Here is a 22,609-nt window from a genome sequence, read left to right as displayed (position 1 = left end):
CAGCGTCAAGTTCGCGCTTCGTCGAGAGAGGCCGCGATGTCGGCGATCGAGCGGACAAGCTGGTACTCGCTGTCTCGCGTGGAGACGAACCCACGCCGCTGCCAGAATGCCGCAGCCTCATCGTCGACCGCGTGGACCACGACCGTGCGACCACCGACGAGGGCCGCGGCCTTCACGCAACGATTGAGCGCGTGGTTGACGAGGCCGGTTCCCAGGCCGCGGCCGGCCCAACCGCGATCCGTCGCAAACTGGCCGAGCAGCAGGCACGGCACCGGATCGGGTGGCTGCCCGGTCCGGATCGCACGCGGCAGAGCGCTCGGCACCACCGCCGTCGGCGCCAGTCCGTAATATCCGACGACCCGGAGGGCGTCATGCACCACCATGACGGCCGTGAAACCCTTGCCTTGATTGGACAGCGCCCGCGTCCTGAGCCAGCGATCAAGGATCGGCTTGCCGCACGAGAACGCCGAGATGTCGTGTGTCGCGCGTAGCGGTTCGGGCGCGGACAGTGCCACGCACTCAGCCCTCGTCGTCTTCGGCTTCCCACGGTGGCCGGCGTCTGGCGATCGCGACGATTTCCGGCACGACTGTCGCAGGGGCTGAGATGATATCCAGGAATTCCGCGAACGCTTCGGGACCAAGGCGAATGAGGCGCTGATCCATCAGCACTTCCTCGGCCGTGAGAACGGCGGCCTCGCGGACGAAGTCCGTGTGGGATCGGCCTCGCAGGCTGGCAGCACGGTCGATCAATGCCAGATCGGACTCCGGCAGACGCATCGAGATTGGATGATCCTTCCGGCCATTGGCGGGCATGGCACCTCTCCTCCGCGATATGGTAGGGAGGTGTCATGCATTCTGCCATACAATCTGTATGGCCGAAGGGGCGGCAGCCAGCGGCCGCCGCCCTCTACCCCGTCAATGCGCGTGCGCGCCGGCCGCCCCGATGCCGGTCTCCGAGCGCACGTACTGCGCCTCGAAGGCCGCCCGCTCGCGCCGGGCCCGGGCGCTGGTGTCGATCTTCGAGACCGCCCAGATGCCCAGGAAGGCGAGCGGCATCGAGAACAGGGCCGGATTGTCGTAGGGGAAGAGCGCAGCCGGGTGCCCGAAGGTGGTGACCCATACCGCCTTCGACAGCACCACCATCACCACCGCGCTGACGAGGCCGATGAGGCCGCCGACGAGAGCGCCGAGCGTCGTGGTGCCCTTCCACAGGATTGACATGGCGAGGACCGGGAAGTTGCAGCTCGCCGCCACCGCGAAGGCGAGGCCGACCATGAAGGCGACGTTCTGGTTCTCGAACACGTAGCCGAGATAGATCGCCACCACGCCGATCACGACGGCCGAGATCTTCGACAGCCGCACCTCGCCGGCCTCGGTGGTGCGTCCGCGGGCGAAGACCTGGGCGTAGAGGTCGTGGCTGACCGCCGAGGCGCCGGCGAGCGTCAGGCCGGCCACCACCGCCAGGATGGTCGCGAAGGCCACCGCCGAGATGAAGCCGAGGAAGAGCGAGCCCCCGGTGGCGTTGGCGAGGTGCACCGCCGCCATGTTGCTGCCACCGAGGAGCCCGGTGATCCGGTCGTAGGCGCCGTTCGCCCCGGCCTTGAAGTAGCTCGGGTCGCCCATCAGGAAGGTGATGGCGCCGAAGCCGATGATGAAGGTCAGGATGTAGAAGTAGGCGATCAGGCCGGTGGCGTAGAACACCGACTTGCGGGCGGCCTGGGCATCCGACACCGTGAAGAACCGCATCAGGATGTGGGGCAGGCCGGCAGTGCCGAACATCAGGCCGATGCCGAGCGAGATCGCCGAGATCGGATCGGCGACGAGGCCGCCCGGCGCCATGATCGCCTCGTGCTTCGGATGCTCGGCCACGGCCGCCGCGAACAGGGCCTCCGGGTTGAAGCCGTAGCGCCAGAGAACCGCGAGCGCCATGAACGACGCGCCGGCGAGCAGCAGGCAGGCCTTGATGATCTGCACCCAGGTCGTCGCCTTCATGCCGCCGAAGGCGACGTAGACGATCATCAGCACGCCGACCGCGATGATGGCGGTGAGGTAGTCGAGGCCGAACAGGAGCTGGATCAGCTTCCCCGCGCCGACCATCTGGGCGATCAGGTAGAACGCCACCACCACGAGGGTGCCGGTCGCCGACAGGATGCGGATCCGGGTCTGGTCGAGGCGGAAGCTCGCCACGTCGGCGAAGGTGAACTTGCCGAGGTTGCGCAGGCGCTCGGCGATCAGGAACAGCACGATCGGCCAGCCGACCAGGAAGCCGATCGAGTAGATCAGCCCGTCGAAGCCCGACGAGAACACCAGCCCCGAGATGCCGAGGAACGAGGCCGCCGACATGTAGTCGCCCGCGATGGCGAGCGCGTTCTGGCCGGCCGAGATGCCGCCGCCGGCGGCGTAGAAATCGGCCGCCGACTTCGAGCCCGCGGCGGCCTTGTAGGTGATGCCCAGCGTGGCGAGCACGAAGAGCAGGAACATGGCGACGGCGGTCCAGTTCGTCGCCTGCTTCTGGACCGCGCCGAGATCCGGCCCGGCGGCGAGGGCCGCGCCCGCCCCGACGATCGTGAGGAGCGCCACGACGGCGATGCGACGCGCGCTCATCGGCCGAGCTCCCGATTGAGATCGCGGGTCAGGTCGTCGAAGCGGCCGTTGGCCCGGGCGACGTAGATGCCGGTGAGCACGAAGGCCGCCACGATCACGACGAGGCCGAGCACGATGCCGAGCGATGTCACACCGGAGCCGATCTTCGTCGCCATCAAGCCGTGCGCGAAGGCGACGAGCAGGACGAAGACGAGGTAGATGCCCAGCATCGCGCCGGACAGGATCCAGCCGAAGCGGGTGCGTTCCGTCACCAGTTCTCGGAATTTCGGGCTCGCCAGAACCCGTGCGGTATCTGCCTCTGCCATCGGCGGGCCTCCCTTATGTTTCGCATTCATGACCGAGCATGGCTCCGCAGCGCGCCGGAAACGGCACGGGGCAGTGAAGCCGGTCCTTCGGTCTCTGCTGTGTTGCCCCTGGTCTTGCCGGGGTGAGCGTGCGCAGCGGCGTTTGTTGCGGCGCAATAGGCGGATGACCTGATTTTTCGGCAAATGCCAGCGCAAAGAGACTGAAAAGGCATGCGCTACGACGAAGGTCTGATAAGCGCGGCCGTTCATCGCTGGATGAAAAGCCGGGGCTCGACGTGAGCCCCGGCCATCTCGATCACTTGGTCCGGTTCTGCCGGTTCTCGATCAGGTCGTCGACCACCGCCGGCTCGGCCAGCGTCGAGGTGTCGCCGAGCGAGGAGAACTCGTCCTCGGCGATCTTGCGCAGGATGCGGCGCATGATCTTGCCCGAGCGGGTCTTGGGCAGGCCGGGGGCGAACTGGATCAGGTCGGGTGAGGCGATCGGCCCGATGTCCTTGCGCACCCAGGCGACCAGTTCCTTGCGCAGCGCGTCCGAGGGCTCCTCGCCCTGCATCAGGGTGACGTAGGCGTAGATTCCCTGTCCCTTGATATCGTGGGGATAGCCCACCACCGCGGCCTCGGAGACCTTCGGATGCGCGACGAGGGAGGATTCGACCTCCGCCGTGCCCATCCGGTGGCCCGAGACGTTGATGACGTCGTCGACCCGGCCGGTGATCCAGTAATAGCCGTCGGCATCGCGCCGGCAGCCGTCGCCCGAGAAGTAGCGGCCAGGGAAGGTCGAGAAGTAGGTCTGCACGAAGCGCTCGTGGTCGCCCCACACGGTGCGCATCTGGCCGGGCCAGGAATCGTCGATGCAGAGGTTGCCCTCGCAGGCGCCGTCCAGCACCTTGTTGTCACTGTCGACCACCACCGGCTTGACGCCGAAGAACGGCCGGGTCGCCGAGCCGGGCTTGAGCGGGGTGGCGCCGGGAAGCGGGGTGATCAGGATGCCGCCGGTCTCGGTCTGCCACCAGGTGTCGACGATCGGGCAGCGCTGGTCGCCGACGACCCGGTAGTACCATTCCCAGGCCTCGGGGTTGATCGGCTCGCCGACCGAGCCGAGCACCCGCAGGCTCTTCCGCGAGGTCTTCTTCACCGGCTCCTCGCCGGCGCCCATCAGCGAGCGAATCGCCGTCGGCGCGGTGTAGAAGATGTTGACCTTGTGCTTGTCGACCACCTCCCAGAACCGGGAGATCGACGGGTAGGTCGGGATGCCCTCGAACATCAGGGTCGTGGCGCCGTTCGCCAGCGGCCCGTACAGGATGTAGGAGTGGCCGGTGACCCAGCCGACATCGGCGGTGCACCAGTAGATGTCGCCTTCGTGATAGTCGAAGACGTATTGATGCGTCATCGACGCGTAGACGAGGTAGCCGCCGGTGGTGTGGACCACGCCCTTCGGCTGGCCGGTCGAGCCCGAGGTGTAGAGCAGGAACAGCGGGTGCTCGGCCTCGACATGCGTCACCGGGCATTCGTCGGTGACCTGGGCGGCGGCGGCGTCGTAATAGACGTCGCGGACCGGATCCATCTCGACGGCGCCGCCGGTGCGGCGCACCACGATCACGTGGTCGACACTGTCGGCGGGCAGACGCTGGATCGCCGCGTCGACATTGGCCTTCAGCGGCACCTTGCGGCCGCCGCGCAGGCCCTCGTCGGCGGTGATGACGAGCTTCGAGTCGCAGCCCTGGATGCGGCCGGCGAGCGAGTCCGGCGAGAAGCCGCCGAACACCACCGAGTGGATCGCGCCGAGCCGGGCGCAGGCCAGCATGGCGAAGGCGGCCTCGGGGATCATCGGCAGGTAGATGGTGACGCGATCACCCTTGGAGACGCCGCGGTTGCGCAGGACGTTGGCCATCCGACACACCTCCGCATGCAACTCGCGGTAGGTGATGTGGCGCGATTCCGACGGGTCGTCGCCCTCCCAGATGATCGCCACCTGGTTGCCGCGGGCGGCGAGGTGACGGTCGATGCAGTTATGGGCGGCGTTGGTGACGCCGTCGGAGAACCACTTGATCGAGACATCGCCGGGGCCGAACGTCGTCTCCTTCACCTTGGCGTAGGGCGTGAACCAGTCGATCCGCTTGCCGTGCTCGCGCCAGAACGCTTCCGGATCGCGGATCGAGGCCTCGTACCAGGCCTGATACTTGGCCTCGTCGATATGCGCCCGCGCGCGCGCATCCTGGCTGACGTCGACCACCCGCTGGTTCATGGCGCTCTCCCTGTCTCGGCTCTGTTCGTGGCCCGTTCGAGCGGTCGCGGAGCGCGTCCGGGCCGGTTGCAGCCGGTTTAGGCGTCCGCTCGCCGCGCCCGCAACCGATCATTCCGTCTAATGCAGACCGGATTAATGCGCCCGGCCTGTCGTAGCAGGGCTACTCGGTGCAGCCGTCGCAGATCCCGGTATCGATCTTGCGCTGGATCTCGCGGTCGCGCTGCTGCAGGTCCGGTGTCAGGCCGGCATCCGGGCCCAAAGCCGCGCCCGGCGGCTTGGTCTGACCGACCCCGGTGGTCTCGCGGGTGGCGGGGCCGAGTGCCCCGGTCGCGTCCGGCTCCCGCATGGGCGCCTGGGCGAGGAGCGGGCCGGGGGCGAGGACCGCCCCCAGGAGGGCGGCGAGAAGATGCGTGCGGCGCATGTCGGGCCTCCTTCGATGATCGAAAACAACCGGAGAAGAGAGCTAAGTTTCCCGAAGGACAACGCCGGACCCAGGCCCGGGTTTCGCTGCGCCGGGGCCACACGGTCATTCGCCTGTCAGTACGGCACCCGGTCGTCCTTGGCCTCGTAGCGCTTCCAGACCTCGATCGCCTCGGCGCGCATGATCTGGCGGATCGGGATCTTGCGCTGATCGGCGGGCTTGCGGACCTCCTCGTAGATCATGCTGTCGTCGAAATTGCCGTGTCGCAGCGCGTCCTCGTTGGTCGAGGCGTAGAAGATCCGCGAGATGCCGGCCCAGTAAGCCGCCGCCATGCACATCGGGCAGGGCTCGGCCGAGGTATAGAGGGTTGCGCCGGGCAGCTTGAAGCTGCCCTGCGACGTGCAGGCGGCGCGGATCGCCGCCATCTCGGCGTGCCAGGTCGGGTCGTTCTCGGCGACGACCCGGTTCGCCCCTTCGCCGATGATCTGACCGTCGCGCACGATCACGGCGCCGAAGGCGCCGCCGGCGCTCTCGACCAGGGCGGTCTGCTCCGACAGCGCGATGGCGCGCGCCATGAAGGTCTCGTCGTCGGTCATCGGGGCTCCTCGTCGCCTGCCCTTGCGGCTGCCCCGGGGAGCATGGCGCCGGTGGGCGGAAAGGCAAGCGGGGAGGGGGCCGTAGAACTCTCCCGCTCGCACGACAGCGTTGCCAGCCCCCGCGTCATTCCGGGGGCGCGAAAGCGGGACCCGGGATGACGATGGAGAGCGTCGAAGCCGTCCGGGACAATGGATGCGGTCTCAATACGTCCAGCGCTGCGCTTTCGCGACCAGGAAGTCCCGGAACGCCTGGACGCGGGCCACCGTCCGCATCTCCTCGGCATAGACGAGGTAGCTCTCGAGGTTCGGCATCTCGTAGTCGCGCAGGACCTGGACCAGCTGCTCGTTCCCGTCGGCGACGTAGTCCGGCAGGATGCCGATGCCGGCGCCGGTCTCCACGGCAAGCTGGAGCGCCGAGATGTTGTTGACCGTGAAGTGGATGGTGCGGTGCTCCCGGCCCTCGCGTCCGACCGTGGCGAGCCAGTGCGTCGCCATCAGGTAGGAGGGCTGGTCGCCGCCGAACGAGACCAGGCGGTGCTTGTCGAGTTCGTCGATCGTCTTCGGCTCGCCGAAGCGCTTCACGTATTCGAGCGAGGCGAAGACGTGATAGTGCACCGTGAACAGCCGGCGCTGGATCAGGTCCGGCTGGGCCGGGCGGCGCAGGCGGATCGCCACGTCGGCCTCGCGCATGGCGAGGTCGAGTTCCTCGTTGGTGAGGATCAGCTCGACGCGCACGTCCGGGTGCAGGTCGAGGAACTCGGCCACCCGCTGCGACAGCCAGGCGGTGCCGAGGCCGACGGTCGTCGTCACCTTGAGGTCGCCCGAGGGGCGCTCGCTGGTCTCGACGAGGCGGGCCCGGGTGGTCTCGAGCCGCATCTTCATGTCCCGGGCGGCCCGGAACAGGAGGTCGCCCTGCTCGGTCAGGATCAGGCCGCGGGCGTGGCGGTGGAACAGCGGGGCCTTCAGCTCGCGCTCCAGGGCGCTGATCTGACGGCTGACGGCCGACTGACTGAGCCCGATATCGTCGCCCGCCTTGGTGAAGCTGCCGGCTTCGGCGACGTTGAGGAAAATCCGGATCTTGTCCCAGTCCACGGCCGTCAAACCCCTCGCCAGAGCCCCGGCCGGCCTGAAGAGGAGCCGGTGAGTTCAGAGCGAACGCCAAAGGCCGGGGCCGGGGCTCATCCCCGGCCCCGGTACAACTCGCCTACTCGGCCGCGGCTTGGCGCGGCTGCTCGCCGATCGCCAAGTTGGCCAGGTATTTCTCCGCCTCGAGGGCGGCCATGCAGCCCATGCCGGCGGCGGTGATCGCCTGCCGGTATACGTCGTCGGTCACGTCGCCCGCCGCGAAGACGCCGGGGATCGCCGTCATCGCGGTGCCGGGCGTCACGTCGAGGTAGCCGCCGTCCCGGAAGGGCAACTGCCCCTCGAACACTCCCGTCGCCGGCTGGTGGCCGATCGCCACGAACAAGCCGTCGGCCTTGCGCTCGGTGATCGCGCCGGTGACGGTGTCGCGCAGGCGGACATGGGTGACCGAGGGGGCCGGCTTGTCGCGGCCGCAGATCTCCTCGACCGCGTGGTTCCACACCACCTCGACGTTCGGGTGCTTGAACAGACGCTCCTGCAGGATGCGCTCGGCCCGGAACGTGTCGCGCCGGTGAACCACCGTGACCTTGGAGGCGAGGTTCGCGAGGTACAAGGCCTCCTCGACCGCGGTGTTGCCGCCGCCGACGACCACGACCTCCTTGCCGCGGAAGAAGAACCCGTCGCAGGTGGCACAGGCCGAGACGCCGAAGCCCTGGAACTTCGCCTCCGAGGGCAGGCCGAGCCACTTCGCCTGGGCGCCGGTGGCGATGATGAGCGCGTCGCAGGTGAAGACCGCGCCCGAATCCGCCTCGAGCCGGAACGGCCGTTGCGCGAGATCGACCTTGGCGATGTACTCCGAGACGATCCGGGTGCCGACATGCTCGGCCTGGAGCCGCATCTGCTCCATCAGCCAGGGGCCCTGGATCGCTTCGGCGAAGCCCGGATAGTTCTCGACGTCGGTGGTGATCATCAGCTGGCCGCCGGGCTGGAAGCCCGAGATCAGCAGCGGCTCGACCATGGCGCGGGCGGCGTAGATCGCGGCGGTGTATCCGGCGGGGCCGGAGCCGACGATCACGAGCTTCTCGTGCTGGGGAGCCTGCTTGGTGGTGGACATACGGATCTCCGGGGCTGCCGCCGGACAGGCTCTAACGAGCCTGATGGCGGGCGAGCGCGTCGCGATGCCCGATATAGGCATTCGCCACAGCCTGCGCGATCGCGAGTGTCATGTCTAAGGGCTTGGACGGCAACGACTCAACCCGTCCGTCGAAAGCATGCACAGTTCCGTGCCGTTTCAGCGCCTCGAAGAGCGGCCGGTGGCGCGGATAGAGGTTCTGCGGCTCGAACAGCAGGACCGGGACACCGGCGGCGCAGGCCTCCGTCACCATGTTGGCCGAATCGGCGGTCGCCACGATCGTATCGGCCAGCGCCAGCATCGCGAGGTAGGGGTTTTCGCCGCTGCCGTCCCAGAAGAAGCCGCCGCGCCGGCGGGCCAGCTCCGCGAGGGCCGCCCGCAGCGGTTCGGGCGTGCGCCGGGAGGTGGTGATCATCAGGCTCGCCTCTCCCGCCAGGCGCTCCAGCCCGGCGAGCAGGGCCCGCGCATCCGCCTCCGGGAAGCGCCCGTGCCGGCTGTCGCCGCCGACCAGCACGGCGGCGCGGGGGGAGGGCAGGCCGGCGAGGCGCGGGTCGGGATCGTCTCGCGCGGCGGCGAGGCGGAGGGGCGAGACGAGGTGCGGTCCGGTCTCGGTCACGATCACGTTGGCGCCGCGCAGGCGATCATGGACCGGCACCCAGATCAGGTCGGCCGCCCGCGGGCCGATACGGGGATCGCGCAGGAACACCGTGAAGGTCTCAGCCCCCGAGCGGCGTTTGACCGCGCGGAGCGCCGGCACCGCCCGGCGTCCGGTCGCGATGGCGAGGTCGGGCCAGGGTGGGGTCAGCGCCCGCTCGCGCGGATCGGCCGGGCCGCGGGGAGCGAGCCAGGAGAAGGGCGGCCGCGGTGCGATCACCCGTTCCTCCGCCGTCACATCCAGGGCCTCGGCGAGGCCGCGGCAGGGCGCGAGGTCGCCGGCCTTGCCGTCGGTGATCAGCCAGGCCGTGGTGCCGGCGGGCAGCAGGGGGGAGAGGGAGGCCACGGCCCTGCGATGCGGCGTCGGGGCAAGCGGTGTCAAGACTCGCGGAGAAACGCCCGATTGCGCCCCGCTCCGCCGATGCTCTACGAGAGCCGCCATGGCACCCGTCGTTCGCTTCGCCCCCTCGCCCACCGGCTTCCTCCATATCGGCAATGCCCGGCCGGCCCTGTTCAACGCGCTGTTCGCCCGCCGGGAGGGCGGCCGGTTCTGGCTGCGCCTCGACGATACCGACACGGCGCGCTCGACGGCCGAGTTCGCCGCGGCGATCGAGGAGGACCTGAAGTGGCTCGGCATCGTCCCGGACGGGATGTTTCGCCAGTCGGAGCGCCTGGCGATCTACGACGCGGCCGCCGAGCGCCTCAAAAGCGTGGGCCGCCTCTACCCGGCCTACGAGACGGCCGAGGAGCTGGAGCGTCGCCGTCGGCGCCAGCTCGGCCGCGGCCTGCCGCCGGTCTACGACCGCGCCGCCCTGAAGCTCACCCCGGAAGAGCGCGCCGCCTTCGAGGCCGAGGGGCGCCGGCCGCATTGGCGCTTCCGTCTCGATCCCGGCACCGTGACCTGGGACGATCTCGTGCGCGGGCCCTGCCACGTCGAGGCCGACAGCCTGTCCGATCCGGTGCTGATCCGCGAGGATGGCAGCTACCTCTACACCCTGCCCTCCGTGGTCGACGACGCCGAGACCGGGGTGACCCACGTGATCCGCGGCGAGGACCACGTCACCAACACGGCGGTCCAGATCCAGATCTTCTCCGCCCTCGGCGCCCCGGTGCCGGTCTTCGCCCATCACAACCTGCTCACTACGGCGAGCGGCGAAGGACTGTCGAAGCGCCTCGGTCACCTCTCCCTGCGGGGCCTGCGCGAGGCCGGCTACGAGCCGAATGCCGTCGCGGCCTTGGCGGTCCTCACCGGCTCGGCCGAGGCGGTGCGCCCGGTCTCCGGCCTCGACGAGCTGGCCTCCCTCGTCGACCTCGCCCACGTCTCGCGGGCTCCCGCGAAGTTCGACGAGCACGAGCTCGACGGCCTCAACGCCCGCGTCGTCCACGGCCTGCCCTACGCCGCCGTGGCCGATCGCCTGGCCGCCCTCGGGGTCGCGCCGGAGCGGGCGGAGGCTTTCTGGGAGGTGGTGCGGGCGAACCTGACCCGGGTGCCGGACGCCACCGAGTGGTGGCGGGTGGTGCAGGGCCCGGTGACGCCGGTGACCGGCGAGACGCCGGATCTCTTCACCGTGGCCCGCGAGTCGCTGCCGCCGGAGCCGTGGGACACCACGACCTGGAAGCGGGTGACGGACGCCGTGCGCAACGCCACCGGCCTCAAGGGCAAGGCGCTGTTCCTGCCCTTGCGCCTCGCGCTGACCGGCCTCGACCACGGTCCCGACCTCGCCGGCCTTCTGCCGCTGATCGGGCGGGAGCGGGCGCTGGCGCGGTTGCGGGGGGAGACGGCCTGACCTCGGTCAGGCCACCACCGGCCACGGCCGGAGCGCCGGCCGAATCCGCTCGAAGGCGCGAGCCAGCCGCAACACCCCGACATCGTCGAAGCGCCGCCCGGCGATCTGCAGGCCGACCGGCAGCCCGTCGGGGGTGAAGCCCGCCGGGACCGAGATCGCCGGCTGCTCCGACATGTTGAACGGCACCGTGTAGGCGATGTGGGCCATCGCCCGGGCCGGGTCGTTGGTCGGCGAGGCGTGCTCGGCCGGGAAGGGCGGGTTCGGCGAGACCGGGCCGATCAGGAAGTCGTAAGCGCGGATCGCCGCGAGGGCCGCGTCGCGCATCGCCGCCATCTGGCTCATGCCGTGGAAGACCGCCGCGCCGCTCAAATCCCGGCCGCCCGCCGCCCAGTCGCGGATGAAGGGCAGCACCCGCGCGCGGCGCGTCGCGTCCAGGGCCTCGATGTCGAGGGAGGCGCGCTGGCGCCAGAACAGGTCGAGCCCGTCGAGCATCTTTTGGCTGAGGAAGGGCGGGACCGGCTCGACGACGGCGCCGGCATCGGCAAGGAGCTGCACGGCGGCCTCGATCACCGCGCGGTTGGCCGGATCGAGGGGCAGACCGGCGCCGGCCTCCATCACCAGGCCGAGGCGCAGGCCCTTCAACTCCAGGCCGTCGAGGTCGAGCCACGCCAAGTCGGCCGGGGGCAGGGCGGTGGGGTCGCGCTCGTCGGGGCGGCTCAAGCTCCGCATCATCAGCGCCGTGTCGGCGACGGTGCGGGTGAGCGGCCCGGCGCAGCGGCCGTAATAGGGCGGATCGAGGGGCACCCGGCCGTGGCTGGGCTTGAGGCCGACGACCCCGCACCAGGAGGCGGGCAGCCGGATCGAGCCGCCGATATCGGTGCCGAGATGGAGCGGGCCATAGCCCGCCGCGGCCGCGGCGCCCGAGCCGGCCGAGGAGCCGCCCGGGCCCTTGGTGAGGTCCCACGGGTTGCGGGTGAGGGGGTGGATGCTCGAGAGCCCCGAGGACAGCATGCCGTAATCCGGCATGGTGGTAGCGGCGACGATCACCGCCCCGTCCTCGCGCAGGCGGGCGGTGGCCGGCGCGTCGCTCACGCTCGGGGGTACGTCGTCCCGGGCGGCGGTGCCGAGCGGCATCGGCACGCCTTTCCTGGCGATGTTCTCCTTGATGGTGACCGGCACCCCGTCGAGGGGCAGGGCCTCGCCCTTCAGCCACCGCGCCTCGGAGGCGCGGGCGGCCTCCAGGGCCGCCTCCGGTGCGAAGGCGTAGAGCGCGCGCAAGTGCGGCTCGGCGGCCTCGGCCCGGGCGATCACGGCTTGCGTCACCGTGACCGGCGAGAGGGCGCGGCGCGCGTAGAGGTTCAGAAGCTCGGTCGCCGGTAGGTCGGCGGGGTTCGCGGCGGAGGGCTGGGGCGCCATCGTCTCAGCGCGCCTCGGATGCCTTGTCGGGGCGTCCGGCCAGGGCGACGTAGAAGCCGAGCCCGTCCTGGGCCGGCAGGGTCTGGAGTCGCTCGACCCAGCCGCGGCGCTTGGCGTCGAGGAGCTGGCGGCCGATCGGCTGGAACAGGGTCTCGCCGCCGCCGGGCACCGGCCCGTCGAGGCGCACCGCCACGGTCTTGCCCTTGGCGAAGCGGCTCCGCTCCAGCATGTCGGCGAGCGAGGCCTCGGCCTGCGGCCGGGGCGCGCCGCGCAGGTCGAGCACCGATTCGGCGTCGGTCACCCCCAGGGTGCCGCGCAGCTTGTTGGCGTAGAATTCGTCGAAATGGGGCAAGGGCGGCTCGGGCGTCAGAGGGGGATGCCGTTGTACAGGGCGGCGACGGGGACCTCCCCGCCGAGATCCGGCAGCGAGATCACGTCGTCGTGGCCGAGGACACGCAGTGACCAGTCCGGGCCGTTCCCGCGTGACCAGATCTCCACCCGGGCCTCGTCGGAATAGACGACCAGGTAGGCGCGCAGGGTCTGGAGGCCCTGATAGAACTCCGCCTTGCGGCCCCGGTCGTTGTGCATGGTCGACGGTGACAGTACCGCGGTGACGATCAGCGGGTCGCGGGCATAGCCGTCGGAGAGGTGCGGGCCGCGGAGCACGACTAGGCCGGGGATGGGCGCGTAATCCTCGACGAAGTCGTTGCGCAGGCCGAGCCCTGGCAGGGCCCGACATCCCAGCTTCTCGGCCAGCGTCGCAAGCTGGCGGCCAAGATTCATGACGATCTGCTGATGACGCTCGCCCGGAGGCGCCATCAAGACGGCCTCGCCGTCGAGAAGCTCCCAGCGCTCCTCGTCCGGACGGTCTCGGATCATCTTGAGGAATTCGGCGACCCGCATCCGCGGGGCGCGCCGCAGCGCGAGCGACATGACGGCTCCCTGTCACCGCCACGATGGTAGCACCGGGCGGGGACGGGCGACAGCCCGCAACGGTGAAGCACCGCGCCCGAAGATCGGGCGCGGTGCCGCGTGTCGTCGCTCAGGCGCCGTGCACCAGCACGTTGCGGAACTGCCAGGGATCGCTCTCGTCGATGTCCTCCGGGAAGAGGCCCGGGCGGCCCGAGAGCGGCGTCCAGTCGGTATAGACCCCGACCACCGGGCCGAGATACGGCAGCTGCACCTCGAGGCAGCGGCGGAAATCGACCTCGTCGGCCTCGACGATGCCGGCCTCGGGGTTCTCGAGCGCCCAGACCATGCCGGCGAGCACGGCCGAGGTCACCTGGAGGCCGGTGGCGTTCTGGTAGGGGGCGATGCGCCGGGTCTCCTCGATGGAGAGCTGCGAGCCGTACCAGTAGGCGTTCTTGCCGTGGCCGTAGAGCAGCACGCCGAGCTCGTCGATGCCGTCGACGATCTCGTTCTCGTCGAGGATGTGGTGCTTCTCCTGCACCTTGCCGGCCTGGCCCCACATCTCGTGCAGCGACAGCACCGCCTCGTTGCAGGGGTGGTAGGCGTAGTGGCAGGTCGGCCGGTAGACTGCCTTACCGTTCAGGCGCACCGTGTAGTAGTCGGCGATCGAGATCGCCTCGTTATGCGTCACGAGGAAGCCGAACTGCGCCTGCGCGGTCGGGGTCCAGGAGCGCACGCGGGTGTCGGCGCCGGGCTGCAGCAGGTAGATCGCCGGCGCATCGTTCGGGAGGGTGCGGCCGTTCTCCGGCATCCAGGTCTCGTGGGTGCCCCAGCCGAGCTCCGCCGGCTGGTTGCCCTCGGAGACGAAGCCCTCCACCGACCAGGTGTTGACGAACACGCCCTGCGGCTTCTCGGACTTGGCGCGCTGGGTGTCGCGCTCGGCGATGTGGATGCCCTTGACGCCGGTCTCGCGCATCAGCGCGGCCCATTCCTCGCGGGTCTTCGGCTCGGGGGTCTGCAGGCCGAGATCGGCCGCGACGTTGAGGAGCGCCTGCTTGACGAACCACGACACCATGCCGGGATTGGCGCCGCAGCACGACACCGCGGTCGGGCCGCCGGGCTTGCGGCGGCGGGCGTCGAGCACCTGCTCGCGCAGCGCGTAGTTGGTGCGGTCGGCGGGGCCGGCGTTCTTGTCGAAGTAGAAGCCCGGCCACGGCTCGGCGACGGTGTCGATGTAGAGCGCGCCGATCTCGCGGCACAGCTCCATGATGTCCCGCGACGAGGTGTCGACCGAGAGGTTGACGCAGAAGCCCTGGCCGCCCCCTTCCGTGAGCAGCGGCGTCAGGATCTCGCGATAATTGTCCCTGGTCAGCGCCACCTGCTCGAAGCGCAGGCCGTGCTGGTCGGCGAGCGCCTTGTGGGCGTCCGACGGCTCCACCACCGTGAACCGGGCCTTGTCGTAGGTGAAGTGGCGCTCGATCAGGGGCAGGGTGCCCCGGCCGATCGAGCCGAAGCCGATCATCACGATGGGGCCGCTGATGCGGCCGTGGACGGGCCAGTCGGTCATGGCGCTCAAGGTCTCCGGAATGTGGTTGGCGGTGTGCCCTGCCTGCGGGGACTTGCGTCCCCCGAGCCGGTCGGCTCGCCTAGCAGGCCAGGATGACGCGCGGGCGACGGGCTGATTGACGCCTCGGGTCCGCGGGGTCAACCCCGGGTCAAGCCTTTGGCCCCAAACACCGAAGCGTGACCGATGGGTTAACCGGCCCACCGGGACCGGCATGCCGGAATCGCATGGCGCCGCTGCACCCGAGACGCTTGTGTGCGGCGCGGCAGCGTCCATATTGCAATGCAACAAGAACACCGGAAACGCCCGCGCGCAATCTCAACAGGAGATCCCCATGCTCGCGGTCATCACTCACTCGCTCATCTCCCCCGCCGAGGAGCGCTCCGACATGGAGCCCGGCATCCTCACCCTCGTCAGCCGCATCGTCCACGCGGTCCATGCCGCCAACCAGCGCCGCCAGGAGCAGCGCATCGGCGAGTTCGTGGAAACCCGCGGCGGCCGCATCACCGACGATCTCGAGCGCCAGATCGGCCAGTACTTCTGCTGATCGCTCCGCCCCGCCTCGCCGGGGCGACGCACTCGATGCTTCAAGCAGGCGCCAGGGGCGAGGTCATCGCCCCTCAGGCGCCTTCTTCGTGTTCGGGGCCCCGGTCTCGAGAGCCCAGGCGCCGCGGTACCGTCGCAAGGCGGAGAATGCCGCCTCACTCGACCCTTCCCAGGATCACCTTCCGCTCCGCCACCGCCTCCGGGCCGACCTGGTAGGCTGCCAGGATTTCGGCCTCGGCCCGCGCGGCCGCCGCCTCGCTGCGCGCATGCACCACCGCGAGGGGCCGGTCCGGCCCGACCTCGGTGCCGATCGCCGCGAGGTCGGTGAGGCCGACGGCGTGGTCGATCCTGTCTTCCGGGCGGGTGCGGCCGCCGCCGAGCCCGATCACCGCGACGCCGACCGCCCGCGTGGCGATGACGGTCACCCGGCCCGCCCGGGGCGGAACGACCGGGCGCGTCACGGGGGGGGCGGGCAGGTGCCGCTCGGGCTGCGCGACGAGATCGGACGGCCCGCCGAGCGCCGCGACCATGCGCGAGAAGGTCTCGGCGGCGCGGCCGGAGGCCAGGGCCTCTTCCAGGCGCGCGGTCGCGGCCGGGATGTCGGGGCTCAACGTCCCGAGGACAAGCATCTCGGCGCCGAGCGCCAGGGTGACGGCGTGGAAGCGCGGCTCGCGCCGGCGGCCGGTCAGGTAGTCGATGGCGTAGGCCACCTCGGCGGCATTGCCGGCGACGGAGGCCAGGGGCTGGTCCATGTCGGTGAGGAGGGCGCGGGTCGGCATGCCGGCGCCGTTCGCTACCGTGACCAGGCTCTCGGCGAGGCCGTAGGCGTCCTCCGTACGGGCCATGAAGGCGCCGGACCCCGCCTTCACGTCCATGACCAGGCCCTGGAGCCCGGCCGCGAGCTTCTTCGCCAGGATCGAGGCGGTGATCAGGTCGAGGGATTCGACCGTGCCGGTGACGTCGCGGATGGCGTAGAGCCGCCGGTCGGCGGGGGCGAGGTCGGGGGTCTGGCCGATCACCGCGCAGCCCACCTCGCGGGTGACGCGCCGGAACAGGCCCACGTCCGGCTGCGAGATGTAGCCCGGGATGCTGTCGAGCTTGTCGAGGGTGCCACCGGTATGGCCGAGGCCTCGGCCCGCGATCATCGGCACGTAGCCGCCGCAGGACGCGACCATCGGGGCGAGGGCCAAGCTCACCGTGTCGCCGACGCCGCCGGTCGAGTGCTTGTCGACGACCGGTCCGGGCAGGTCCCAGTCGAGCACCGTGCCCGAGCGCGTCATCGCCCGGGTCAGCGCCACCCGCTCCGGCAGCGACAGGCCGCGGAAGAACACCGCCATCGCGAAGGCCGCCGCCTGTCCCTCGGTGACCCGGCCCTCGGTCAGGCCGGCGATGAACGCCTCGATCGCCTCCGGCGGCAACGCGTGGCCGTCGCGCTTGAGGCGGATCAGTTCCTGCGGCAGCAGCGTCATGAGATCGTCCCGAGGAGAGAGGTCAGAGGTGGCCGGAGAGCAGTGCGGCGACGAGCCGCCCGACATCCTCCGCCACTTGCGCCGCCACCCGCTTGGTCTCGGCGTGGTGCGGGTCACCCGTCTGGAAGCCCGCGGCGTAGTTCGTCACGAGCGAGAGCGCGGCGACCCTGAGGCCGAAGAAGCGGGCGAGGATCGCCTCCGGCACCGTCGACATGCCGACGAGGTCGGCCCCGAGGGTCCTGGCCATGCGGATCTCCGCCGGGGTCTCGAAGCTCGGGCCCGAGAACCAGGCATAGACGCCCTCGTGCAGGGGCACGCCGCTCACCGCGGCGGCGGCCTTCAGCGCCGCCCGCAATCGGGGATCGTAGGCCTCGACCATCGGCACGAAGCGGGCGTCGGAGGGCTCGCCGTAGAGCGGGTTCATCCCCGACAGGTTGATGTGGTCGGTGATCAGCGCGAGGCGGCCGGGGCCGGCCTCCGGCATGAGCGAGCCCGCCGCGTTGGTGAGGAGGAGCGGCGGGGCGCCCAGAGCCGCCACCACGCCGACCGGCACCCGCATCGCGGCAGCAATGCCGTGCTCGTAGGGGTGGGCGCGGCCCTGGAACAGCAGCACGGGCCGCCCGCCGAGGCGCCCCGCCACCAGCCGCCCGGCATGGCCCGAGACGCCGGAGGCCGGGAAATGCGGGATCTCGCCGTAGGGCAGGGCGACCGGGTCCTCGACCCGTTCCGCCAGGGGGCCGAGCCCGGTGCCGGTGACGAGGGCAAGCGCGAAAGGTCCGTCGAATCCGCGCGCCCGCAGGAAGGCGGTCGCCTCGGCGACTCGGGGATCGTCGGGTGGGGCGCTCACGCGAGGTTGTCCGGCCCGAACGAGGCGGGCAGCAGCTCGTCCAGGGTGAAGGTTCGTCTCACGCCCTGCGGGCCTGCGACGTGGATCGGCGTGTCCGGGCCGGCGAATTCGCGGATGCGCTGGCGGCAGGCGCCGCAGGGCGTGACCAGCGCCTCGCCGTCGCCGAGGACCAGGATCGCCGCGATGCGCCGGCCGCCGGCCGCCACCATCGCGGCGACGGCGCCGGCCTCGGCGCAGGTGCCGACCGGGTAGGCGGCGTTCTCGACGTTGCAGCCGGCATGCACCGCCCCCGCCTCGTCGAGGATCGCGGCGCCGACGCGGAAGCGCGAATAGGGGGCGTGGGCCCGCGCCTGGACCGCGCGGGCCGCGGCGAACAGGGTATCGGTCGGATCCATCCTCGTCCCGGTGGCCGTTGAGGTACGTTCCGGATCATGGCCGGCCGGGGGCCCGCCGTCGAGCCCGTCGACAAGCCGCCTCGCGCGCCCTAAACCCATGGTCCGTTCACCAGGCAAGGAAGTTTCGATGCTCGGGCGGTTCGAGCGCGGCGGGTCCGGCGAGGCCGTCGTGGAGTATGGCGACAGCAACCTGCGGGTGGTGCGGCCCGGCCGGTTCGTGCGTTGCGCGGTGACCGGCGACGAGATCCCCCTCGACGCCCTGCGCTACTGGAGCGTCGAGCGCCAGGAGGCCTATGCCGATCCCGACGCCGTGATGGTGCGCCTGCGCGACAGCTCAAAGACCGCGTAGCAGGCCCGCCAGGGCTTCGGGCTCCTCAAGCGCCAGCACCACCGGCAGCGTCGTCACCGGCAGTGCCGCCGGCAGGCGCACCCGGTCCTTCTCGGTCGTCACCAGCAGGAGGTCCCGGCGCGTGGCCTCCGCCGCGAGGGCGTCGGTCTCCGCCTCCGTGAAGGCGTGGTGGTCCGGGAAGGCGCGGCTCTCGCGCAGGTCGGCCCCGACCTCGCGCAGGGTAGTGAAGAACTTGTCGGGCCGGCCGATCCCCGCGAAGGCCAGGACCGGGCGCCCGCGCAACCGCTCGGCCGCCGCCGGATCGGGCGCGAGCCGGCCGCGAAGGGCCGGCAATCCCCGGGCTCGCGCCTCCGCCAACACCCGCGCGCCGGGCGCGCCCTCGCCGATCACGAGGACGGCGTGGATCCGCCGCCACTGCCCCTCCGCCGGCGCCCGCAGCGGACCCGCCGGAAACACCTGCCCGTTGCCGAGGCCGACCGCGCCGTCGAACACCGCGATCGCCAAGGTCTTGGCGAGGCTCGGGTTCTGCAATCCGTCATCCATCACCACGACGTCGGCGCCGGCCTCGCGGCAGGCCTGCGCCCCCGCCACCCGGTCGCGGGCGACGATCGCCGGGGCGGCGCGGGCGAGGAGCAGCGGCTCGTCGCCGACGTCACGCGCCCCGTGCCGCGCGGGATCGACCCGCACCGGCCCGGGCAGGCGCCCGCCATAGCCCCGGCTCAGGAAAGCCGGGCGCTGGCCGAGACCGCCGAGCAGACCCGCCACCGCCAGTGCCGCCGGCGTCTTGCCGGCGCCGCCGAGGGTGAAGTTGCCGACGCAGACCACCGGGCAGGGCGGTTGCGCACCGGCCTGCGACATCCGTCGGGCGGCGAGCGCCCCGTAGACGGCGCTCAACGGCGCGAGCAGCCGGACCGCCGAGGTCGGCTCCTCCCGCCACCAGAAGCCCGGCGCCCGGATCACGAGGCGAACCGCCCGGCGATCTTTAATTGGCAGATGAAGGGCTCGATCGCCGCCATCGCCCGGTCGGTGGCGCCGCCGGCGCTCTCGATCGCAGCGCTGCCGGCCTGGGCCATCGCCTGGCGGCCGGCGGGATCGGCGAGGAGCTGGCCGACCGCCGCCGTCAGTTCCTGCCCGTCGCGCACGATCCGGGCCCCGCCGGCGCGGTCGAGCGCGCCGTAGACCTGGGCGAAGTTGCGCACATGCGGCCCGTACAGGATCGCGGCGCCGAGCCGGGCCGGCTCGATCGGGTTCTGGCCGCCGTGGCGGGCGAGCGAGCCGCCGACGAAGACCAGCGGGCACAGGCGATAGAACAGGCCGAGCTCGCCCACCGTGTCGGCGACGTAGAGATCGATCTTGTCGTGCGGCTGCCCGCCGGCCGACCGGCGCCCGACCCTGAGGCCCGCCGACACGGCATCGGCGGCCACGCTCGGCCCGCGCTCGGGGTGGCGCGGCACCACGATGGTGAGGAGACCGGGATGAAGCCGCGCCAGCGCCCGGTGGGCCGCGGTGGCGGCAGCCTCCTCGCCCGGATGGGTCGAGGCGGCGAGCCAGACCGGGCGCCCGGCGATCACGCCGGCGAGCTGGCGCAGCGGCTCGGGATCCGCCGGCGGGGGCCCGGCATCGAATTTCAGGTTGCCGCCGAGATCGACCCGGGGAGCGCCCAGCCGCGCGAAGCGCTCAGCCTCGTCCTGGGTCTGGGCCAGGCAGAGCGCGATGCGCGACAGGAGCGCGCGGGCTACGCCTGGGGTGCGTGACCAGCCGCGGGCCGAGCGCTCGGACATCCGCCCGTTGACGAGGATCAGCGGCACCTCGCGCTCGTGCAGCGCCAGGATGGTGTTGGGCCAGAGCTCCGATTCGGCGACGAGCGCCAGGTCCGGCCGCCAATGGTCGAGGAAGCGGGCGAGGTAGCGCGGCGCATCGAGGGGGGCGAACTGGTGCAGGGCGCCGCGGGGCAACCGCCGCGCCAGCAGCTCCGCCGAGGTGCGAGTGCCGGAGGTGACGAGCACGGTGAAGCCGCGCCCGGTCAGGCGCTCCACGAGGCCGAGCAACGACAGGGCTTCGCCGATGCTGGCGCCATGGGCCCAGACGAGGGGCCCGGCCGGCCGCGGCTTGCTGGGCCGCCCAGTGCGCTCGGGCAGGCGCACCGGATCCTCCTTGCCGCGCCGGCGCCGCCAGGCGAGCAGGCCGGCGAGCGCCGGCTCGCCGGCGATCAGGCCGTAATGATAGGCGCGCAGCAGCGCCGGCACATCCTCGCGCCTCATCGGGCTGACGCCCTTCTGCCGGTATGCACCGGGTCGATCCGGCCGACCTGCGCGAAGGCGCGGGCATGCACCGCGTTGAGGTCGGCCTCGATGCGCAGGCGCGCCGCCTCGATTCCCGCCGGATCGAGGTCGCGGGCGACCGTGATCGGCTCGCCGAAGGCCATCACGCCGCGGCCGAAGGGCAGCCCGAGGCTCGCCCGGTCCCAGCTGTCGAATTGCAGGGCGCGGCTCGTCACCACGGCGGTCGGCACCACCGGCCGGCCGGAGAGGCGCGCCAGCATCACGATGCCCTCGCCGCAGCGCCGCGACACCTTCGGCACGTCGGCGCTGAACGCGACCGATTCGCCGTCCTCCAGCGCCTTGAGGCAGCCGCGCAGGGCCTGCACGCCGCCCTTGGCCCAGATGTCGCTCGACCGCCGGGCGCCGGAGCCGCGCATCACCCGCACGCCCATCCGCTCGAGCACGGCGGTGTTCACCCCACCGTCGATCGAGCGCGACACCATGGTGGCGGCCCGGTCCTGCGGCCGGCGCACGAACGGCACCATCAGGTGCTGGCCGTGCCACATCGCGATGATGAACGGCCGCAGGGGCGACAGCCAGTCATAGGCGCCGGGCGGATCGAGGCTGAAGCGGTTCGTGCGCCGCACCAGCTTCAGGTAGCTCGCGCCGAGAAAGCCGAGGCTCTCCTGGGCCGCCCGGCTGCGGGCGATGCGGGTGACGACGCTCATGCGGGCACTTCGTGGAGGGGAACGCTGTGTTGAGGGACGCGGCGAATCCGGTCCGGCCAGGGTCGGGCGGCCCCCGCGAATCCGGGCGCCGTCATGCTCCGTTCGGGCCCGGGAGGCAACCGCCGGCAGGTTGCAGGTACCTGACGTAACGTGCGGTACCGCACCCACCACGGGGGATCCAGCGCTTGTTTGGAATGGATCCAATCTGTAGATTGGATCCATTCCAAACAGGAGCTTGCCCATGAAGGCCCTGACCGATCTCACCGAGCGCGAGGTGCTGGCTCTCGCCATCGCCAGCGAGGAGGAGGATTCCCGCATCTATCGCAGCTTCGCCGAGTGCCTGCGGGCCGATCTGCCGGGCTCCGCCGGGCTGTTCGAGGCGATGGCCGACGAGGAGCGAGGCCACCGCGACGACCTCTACGCGGCGTATCGCGAGCGCTTCGGCGAGCACCTGCCGCCCCTGCGGCGCGAGGACGTGCGGGGGTTTCCGCGCCGCCGTCCGTTCTGGTGGCAGGGGCTCGATGCCGGCCGGATGCGGCGGGAGACGGAGGCGATGGAGGCGCAATCCGCCGGGTTCTACGAGCGGGCCGCCACGCTCACCCGCGACCTCGGGGTGCGCCAGCTCTTCACCCGGCTCGCCGAGATCGAGCGCGGCCACGGCCGCCGGGCCGAGGCGCTGACGGCCGAGCAGGAGACGGGGGACGCCGCCGCCGAGGAGGCGCGGGCGGCGCACCGGTTGTTCGTGCTGCGCTACGTGCAGCCGGGCCTCGCCGGGCTGATCGACGGCTCGGTCTCGACGCTGGCCCCGCTCTTCGCCGCCGCCTTCGCCACCCACAACAACTGGCAGACCTTCCTGGTCGGCTTCGCCGCCTCGATCGGCGCCGGGATCAGCATGGGCTTCACCGAGGCCCTGTCCGACGACGGCAGCATCACCGGGCGCGGCTCGCCGTGGCTGCGCGGCCTCGTCTGCGGGATCATGACGGCTTTGGGCGGCCTTGGCCACACGCTGCCCTACCTGGTGCCCGATTCCTGGCCCAACGCCTTCGCGGTCGCGACCGTGCTCGCCGCCCTGGTGGTGGCGGTGGAACTGCTCGCCATCTCGGCGATCCGCACCCGCTACATGGAGACGCCGTTCTGGCGCGCCGCCCTCCAGGTGGTGCTGGGCGGCGTGCTGGTGCTGCTCGCCGGCGTCGCCATCGGCAGCGCCTGAGGGAGCCTCATGCGGCACCGTGCGCGGGCGGCGGCCCCGAAAGCCGCTCCCGCCACCTTGAAAATGGTCTAGAAACGGCGCGAAGGCA

24 protein-coding genes are annotated in these 22,609 nt (G+C 71.3%); 4 read left to right on the top strand and 20 right to left on the bottom strand.

The features are described 5' to 3' along the window. Window positions 1-5 precede the first annotated feature (5 nt). From MFF64_RS21255 to MFF64_RS21210, 10 genes are all read right to left on the bottom strand, one after another. Entirely contained in the window at window positions 6-515 is a 510-nt protein-coding gene (locus MFF64_RS21255; protein ID WP_099898994.1) for a GNAT family N-acetyltransferase, read from the bottom strand. A 4-nt stretch (window positions 516-519) separates the two neighbouring features. After that, window positions 520-813 (bottom strand): type II toxin-antitoxin system TacA family antitoxin, encoded by a 294-nt coding sequence (locus MFF64_RS21250; RefSeq protein ID WP_099898996.1) that lies wholly within the window; start codon window positions 811-813, stop codon window positions 520-522. Between the two features lie 102 nt (window positions 814-915). After that, window positions 916-2,604, bottom strand: a complete 1,689-nt coding sequence (locus MFF64_RS21245; RefSeq protein WP_099898998.1) for a cation acetate symporter — start codon at window positions 2,602-2,604, stop codon at window positions 916-918. Continuing rightward, window positions 2,601-2,909 carry a DUF485 domain-containing protein gene (locus MFF64_RS21240; protein ID WP_099899000.1) on the bottom strand — a complete coding sequence of 103 codons (309 nt, stop codon included), beginning with the start codon at window positions 2,907-2,909 and terminating at the stop codon, window positions 2,601-2,603. The genes MFF64_RS21245 and MFF64_RS21240 overlap by 4 nt, the downstream gene beginning before the upstream one ends. A 295-nt stretch (window positions 2,910-3,204) precedes the next feature. Continuing rightward, a complete protein-coding gene (gene acs / locus MFF64_RS21235; protein ID WP_238192347.1) occupies window positions 3,205-5,154 on the bottom strand; it encodes an acetate--CoA ligase in 1,950 nt (649 codons plus the stop codon). A gap of 160 nt (window positions 5,155-5,314) precedes the next feature. Beyond that, a complete protein-coding gene (locus tag MFF64_RS21230) occupies window positions 5,315-5,575 on the bottom strand; it encodes a hypothetical protein (RefSeq protein WP_099899003.1) in 261 nt (86 codons plus the stop codon). A gap of 116 nt (window positions 5,576-5,691) precedes the next feature. Further along, on the bottom strand, window positions 5,692-6,171 hold the full coding sequence (locus MFF64_RS21225; protein WP_099899005.1) for a nucleoside deaminase: 480 nt from the start codon (window positions 6,169-6,171) through the stop codon (window positions 5,692-5,694). 201 nt (window positions 6,172-6,372) lie between these two features. Next, complete coding sequence (locus MFF64_RS21220; RefSeq protein WP_099899018.1) at window positions 6,373-7,263, bottom strand: LysR family transcriptional regulator; 891 nt, start codon at window positions 7,261-7,263, stop codon at window positions 6,373-6,375. Window positions 7,264-7,375: 112 nt separating this feature from the next. Then, the gene (gene trxB, locus MFF64_RS21215) at window positions 7,376-8,368 is read right to left on the bottom strand and encodes a thioredoxin-disulfide reductase (protein ID WP_099899007.1); all 993 of its coding nucleotides are present in this window, start codon (window positions 8,366-8,368) and stop codon (window positions 7,376-7,378) included. Window positions 8,369-8,399: 31 nt separating this feature from the next. Then, entirely contained in the window at window positions 8,400-9,386 is a 987-nt protein-coding gene (locus tag MFF64_RS21210) for a mitochondrial fission ELM1 family protein (RefSeq protein WP_238192346.1), read from the bottom strand. Between the two features lie 94 nt (window positions 9,387-9,480). On the opposite strand from MFF64_RS21210, the gene gltX reads away from it, so the two are divergent. Next, the gene (gltX, locus tag MFF64_RS21205; protein WP_099899011.1) at window positions 9,481-10,827 is read left to right on the top strand and encodes a glutamate--tRNA ligase; all 1,347 of its coding nucleotides are present in this window, start codon (window positions 9,481-9,483) and stop codon (window positions 10,825-10,827) included. Between the two features lie 6 nt (window positions 10,828-10,833). On the opposite strand, the gene MFF64_RS21200 is transcribed toward gltX, so the two are convergent. The 4 genes from MFF64_RS21200 to MFF64_RS21185 all read right to left on the bottom strand — a co-directional run bounded on the left by MFF64_RS21200 (window position 10,834) and on the right by MFF64_RS21185 (window position 14,719). Next, window positions 10,834-12,243, bottom strand: a complete 1,410-nt coding sequence (locus tag MFF64_RS21200; protein ID WP_099899013.1) for an amidase — start codon at window positions 12,241-12,243, stop codon at window positions 10,834-10,836. Window positions 12,244-12,247: 4 nt separating this feature from the next. Continuing rightward, window positions 12,248-12,595 (bottom strand): hypothetical protein, encoded by a 348-nt coding sequence (locus MFF64_RS21195; RefSeq protein ID WP_099899014.1) that lies wholly within the window; start codon window positions 12,593-12,595, stop codon window positions 12,248-12,250. Between the two features lie 14 nt (window positions 12,596-12,609). After that, on the bottom strand, window positions 12,610-13,176 hold the full coding sequence (locus MFF64_RS21190) for a Uma2 family endonuclease (RefSeq protein ID WP_099899016.1): 567 nt from the start codon (window positions 13,174-13,176) through the stop codon (window positions 12,610-12,612). Window positions 13,177-13,285: 109 nt separating this feature from the next. After that, window positions 13,286-14,719, bottom strand: coding sequence for a homospermidine synthase (locus MFF64_RS21185; protein ID WP_238192345.1), 1,434 nt, complete (start codon window positions 14,717-14,719; stop codon window positions 13,286-13,288). 331 nt (window positions 14,720-15,050) lie between these two features. Between MFF64_RS21185 and MFF64_RS21180 the strand changes: the two genes are divergently transcribed. After that, window positions 15,051-15,263 carry a hypothetical protein gene (locus MFF64_RS21180; protein ID WP_238192344.1) on the top strand — a complete coding sequence of 71 codons (213 nt, stop codon included), beginning with the start codon at window positions 15,051-15,053 and terminating at the stop codon, window positions 15,261-15,263. Between the two features lie 154 nt (window positions 15,264-15,417). Here the strand turns inward: MFF64_RS21180 and deoA are convergent, their stop codons facing one another. From deoA to MFF64_RS21165, 3 genes are read right to left on the bottom strand one after another with little or no spacing between them, the layout of a single operon-like run. After that, window positions 15,418-16,731: a thymidine phosphorylase gene (gene deoA, locus MFF64_RS21175; protein WP_099901986.1), complete on the bottom strand. Its 1,314-nt coding sequence runs from the start codon at window positions 16,729-16,731 to the stop codon at window positions 15,418-15,420. Between the two features lie 22 nt (window positions 16,732-16,753). Further along, on the bottom strand, window positions 16,754-17,578 hold the full coding sequence (locus MFF64_RS21170) for a purine-nucleoside phosphorylase (protein ID WP_238192343.1): 825 nt from the start codon (window positions 17,576-17,578) through the stop codon (window positions 16,754-16,756). Next, window positions 17,575-17,973: a cytidine deaminase gene (locus MFF64_RS21165; RefSeq protein WP_099902436.1), complete on the bottom strand. Its 399-nt coding sequence runs from the start codon at window positions 17,971-17,973 to the stop codon at window positions 17,575-17,577. Before MFF64_RS21165 ends, MFF64_RS21170 begins: the two co-directional genes overlap by 4 nt. A gap of 127 nt (window positions 17,974-18,100) precedes the next feature. Here MFF64_RS21165 and MFF64_RS21160 point away from each other — a divergent pair, with 127 nt between their 5' ends. After that, entirely contained in the window at window positions 18,101-18,322 is a 222-nt protein-coding gene (locus MFF64_RS21160) for a DUF2093 domain-containing protein (RefSeq protein WP_099902438.1), read from the top strand. On the opposite strand, the gene lpxK is transcribed toward MFF64_RS21160, so the two are convergent. The 3 genes from lpxK to MFF64_RS21145 are packed head-to-tail and all read right to left on the bottom strand — an operon-like array spanning window position 18,308 to window position 21,311. Continuing rightward, window positions 18,308-19,279: a tetraacyldisaccharide 4'-kinase gene (gene lpxK / locus MFF64_RS21155; protein ID WP_099902440.1), complete on the bottom strand. Its 972-nt coding sequence runs from the start codon at window positions 19,277-19,279 to the stop codon at window positions 18,308-18,310. The two genes, MFF64_RS21160 and lpxK, sit on opposite strands and share 15 nt — an antisense overlap. Then, complete coding sequence (locus tag MFF64_RS21150; protein ID WP_238192342.1) at window positions 19,279-20,583, bottom strand: 3-deoxy-D-manno-octulosonic acid transferase; 1,305 nt, start codon at window positions 20,581-20,583, stop codon at window positions 19,279-19,281. Before MFF64_RS21150 ends, lpxK begins: the two co-directional genes overlap by 1 nt. Then, window positions 20,580-21,311 (bottom strand): lysophospholipid acyltransferase family protein, encoded by a 732-nt coding sequence (locus MFF64_RS21145; protein WP_238192341.1) that lies wholly within the window; start codon window positions 21,309-21,311, stop codon window positions 20,580-20,582. The genes MFF64_RS21150 and MFF64_RS21145 overlap by 4 nt, the downstream gene beginning before the upstream one ends. A gap of 241 nt (window positions 21,312-21,552) precedes the next feature. Between MFF64_RS21145 and mbfA the strand changes: the two genes are divergently transcribed. Continuing rightward, window positions 21,553-22,521: an iron exporter MbfA gene (mbfA, locus tag MFF64_RS21140; RefSeq protein WP_238192340.1), complete on the top strand. Its 969-nt coding sequence runs from the start codon at window positions 21,553-21,555 to the stop codon at window positions 22,519-22,521. The last annotated feature ends 88 nt before the right edge of the window (window positions 22,522-22,609 follow it).

The sequence above is a fragment of the Methylobacterium frigidaeris genome, from assembly GCF_022179185.1.
Taxonomy (GTDB): Bacteria; Pseudomonadota; Alphaproteobacteria; order Rhizobiales; family Beijerinckiaceae; genus Methylobacterium; species Methylobacterium frigidaeris.
This window is presented reverse-complemented; position numbering and strand designations above follow the sequence as displayed.

What these genes read in the sequence shown, in the direction of transcription:
- MFF64_RS21230 (WP_099899003.1), bottom strand. Translation starts at nt 5,575, where the DNA reads ATGCGCCGCACGCATCTTCTCGCCGCCCTCCTGGGGGCGGTCCTCGCC.
- deoA (WP_099901986.1), bottom strand. Translation starts at nt 16,731, where the DNA reads ATGACGCTGCTGCCGCAGGAACTGATCCGCCTCAAGCGCGACGGCCAC.
- MFF64_RS21245 (WP_099898998.1), bottom strand. Translation starts at nt 2,604, where the DNA reads ATGAGCGCGCGTCGCATCGCCGTCGTGGCGCTCCTCACGATCGTCGGG.
- MFF64_RS21225 (WP_099899005.1), bottom strand. Translation starts at nt 6,171, where the DNA reads ATGACCGACGACGAGACCTTCATGGCGCGCGCCATCGCGCTGTCGGAG.
- MFF64_RS21160 (WP_099902438.1), top strand. Translation starts at nt 18,101, where the DNA reads ATGCTCGGGCGGTTCGAGCGCGGCGGGTCCGGCGAGGCCGTCGTGGAG.
- MFF64_RS21250 (WP_099898996.1), bottom strand. Translation starts at nt 813, where the DNA reads ATGCCCGCCAATGGCCGGAAGGATCATCCAATCTCGATGCGTCTGCCG.
- MFF64_RS21165 (WP_099902436.1), bottom strand. Translation starts at nt 17,973, where the DNA reads ATGGATCCGACCGATACCCTGTTCGCCGCGGCCCGCGCGGTCCAGGCG.
- acs (WP_238192347.1), bottom strand. Translation starts at nt 5,154, where the DNA reads ATGAACCAGCGGGTGGTCGACGTCAGCCAGGATGCGCGCGCGCGGGCG.
- MFF64_RS21190 (WP_099899016.1), bottom strand. Translation starts at nt 13,176, where the DNA reads ATGTCGCTCGCGCTGCGGCGCGCCCCGCGGATGCGGGTCGCCGAATTC.
- MFF64_RS21150 (WP_238192342.1), bottom strand. Translation starts at nt 20,583, where the DNA reads ATGAGGCGCGAGGATGTGCCGGCGCTGCTGCGCGCCTATCATTACGGC.
- mbfA (WP_238192340.1), top strand. Translation starts at nt 21,553, where the DNA reads ATGAAGGCCCTGACCGATCTCACCGAGCGCGAGGTGCTGGCTCTCGCC.
- gltX (WP_099899011.1), top strand. Translation starts at nt 9,481, where the DNA reads ATGGCACCCGTCGTTCGCTTCGCCCCCTCGCCCACCGGCTTCCTCCAT.
- trxB (WP_099899007.1), bottom strand. Translation starts at nt 8,368, where the DNA reads ATGTCCACCACCAAGCAGGCTCCCCAGCACGAGAAGCTCGTGATCGTC.
- MFF64_RS21185 (WP_238192345.1), bottom strand. Translation starts at nt 14,719, where the DNA reads ATGACCGACTGGCCCGTCCACGGCCGCATCAGCGGCCCCATCGTGATG.
- MFF64_RS21145 (WP_238192341.1), bottom strand. Translation starts at nt 21,311, where the DNA reads ATGAGCGTCGTCACCCGCATCGCCCGCAGCCGGGCGGCCCAGGAGAGC.
- MFF64_RS21240 (WP_099899000.1), bottom strand. Translation starts at nt 2,909, where the DNA reads ATGGCAGAGGCAGATACCGCACGGGTTCTGGCGAGCCCGAAATTCCGA.
- MFF64_RS21200 (WP_099899013.1), bottom strand. Translation starts at nt 12,243, where the DNA reads ATGGCGCCCCAGCCCTCCGCCGCGAACCCCGCCGACCTACCGGCGACC.
- MFF64_RS21180 (WP_238192344.1), top strand. Translation starts at nt 15,051, where the DNA reads ATGCTCGCGGTCATCACTCACTCGCTCATCTCCCCCGCCGAGGAGCGC.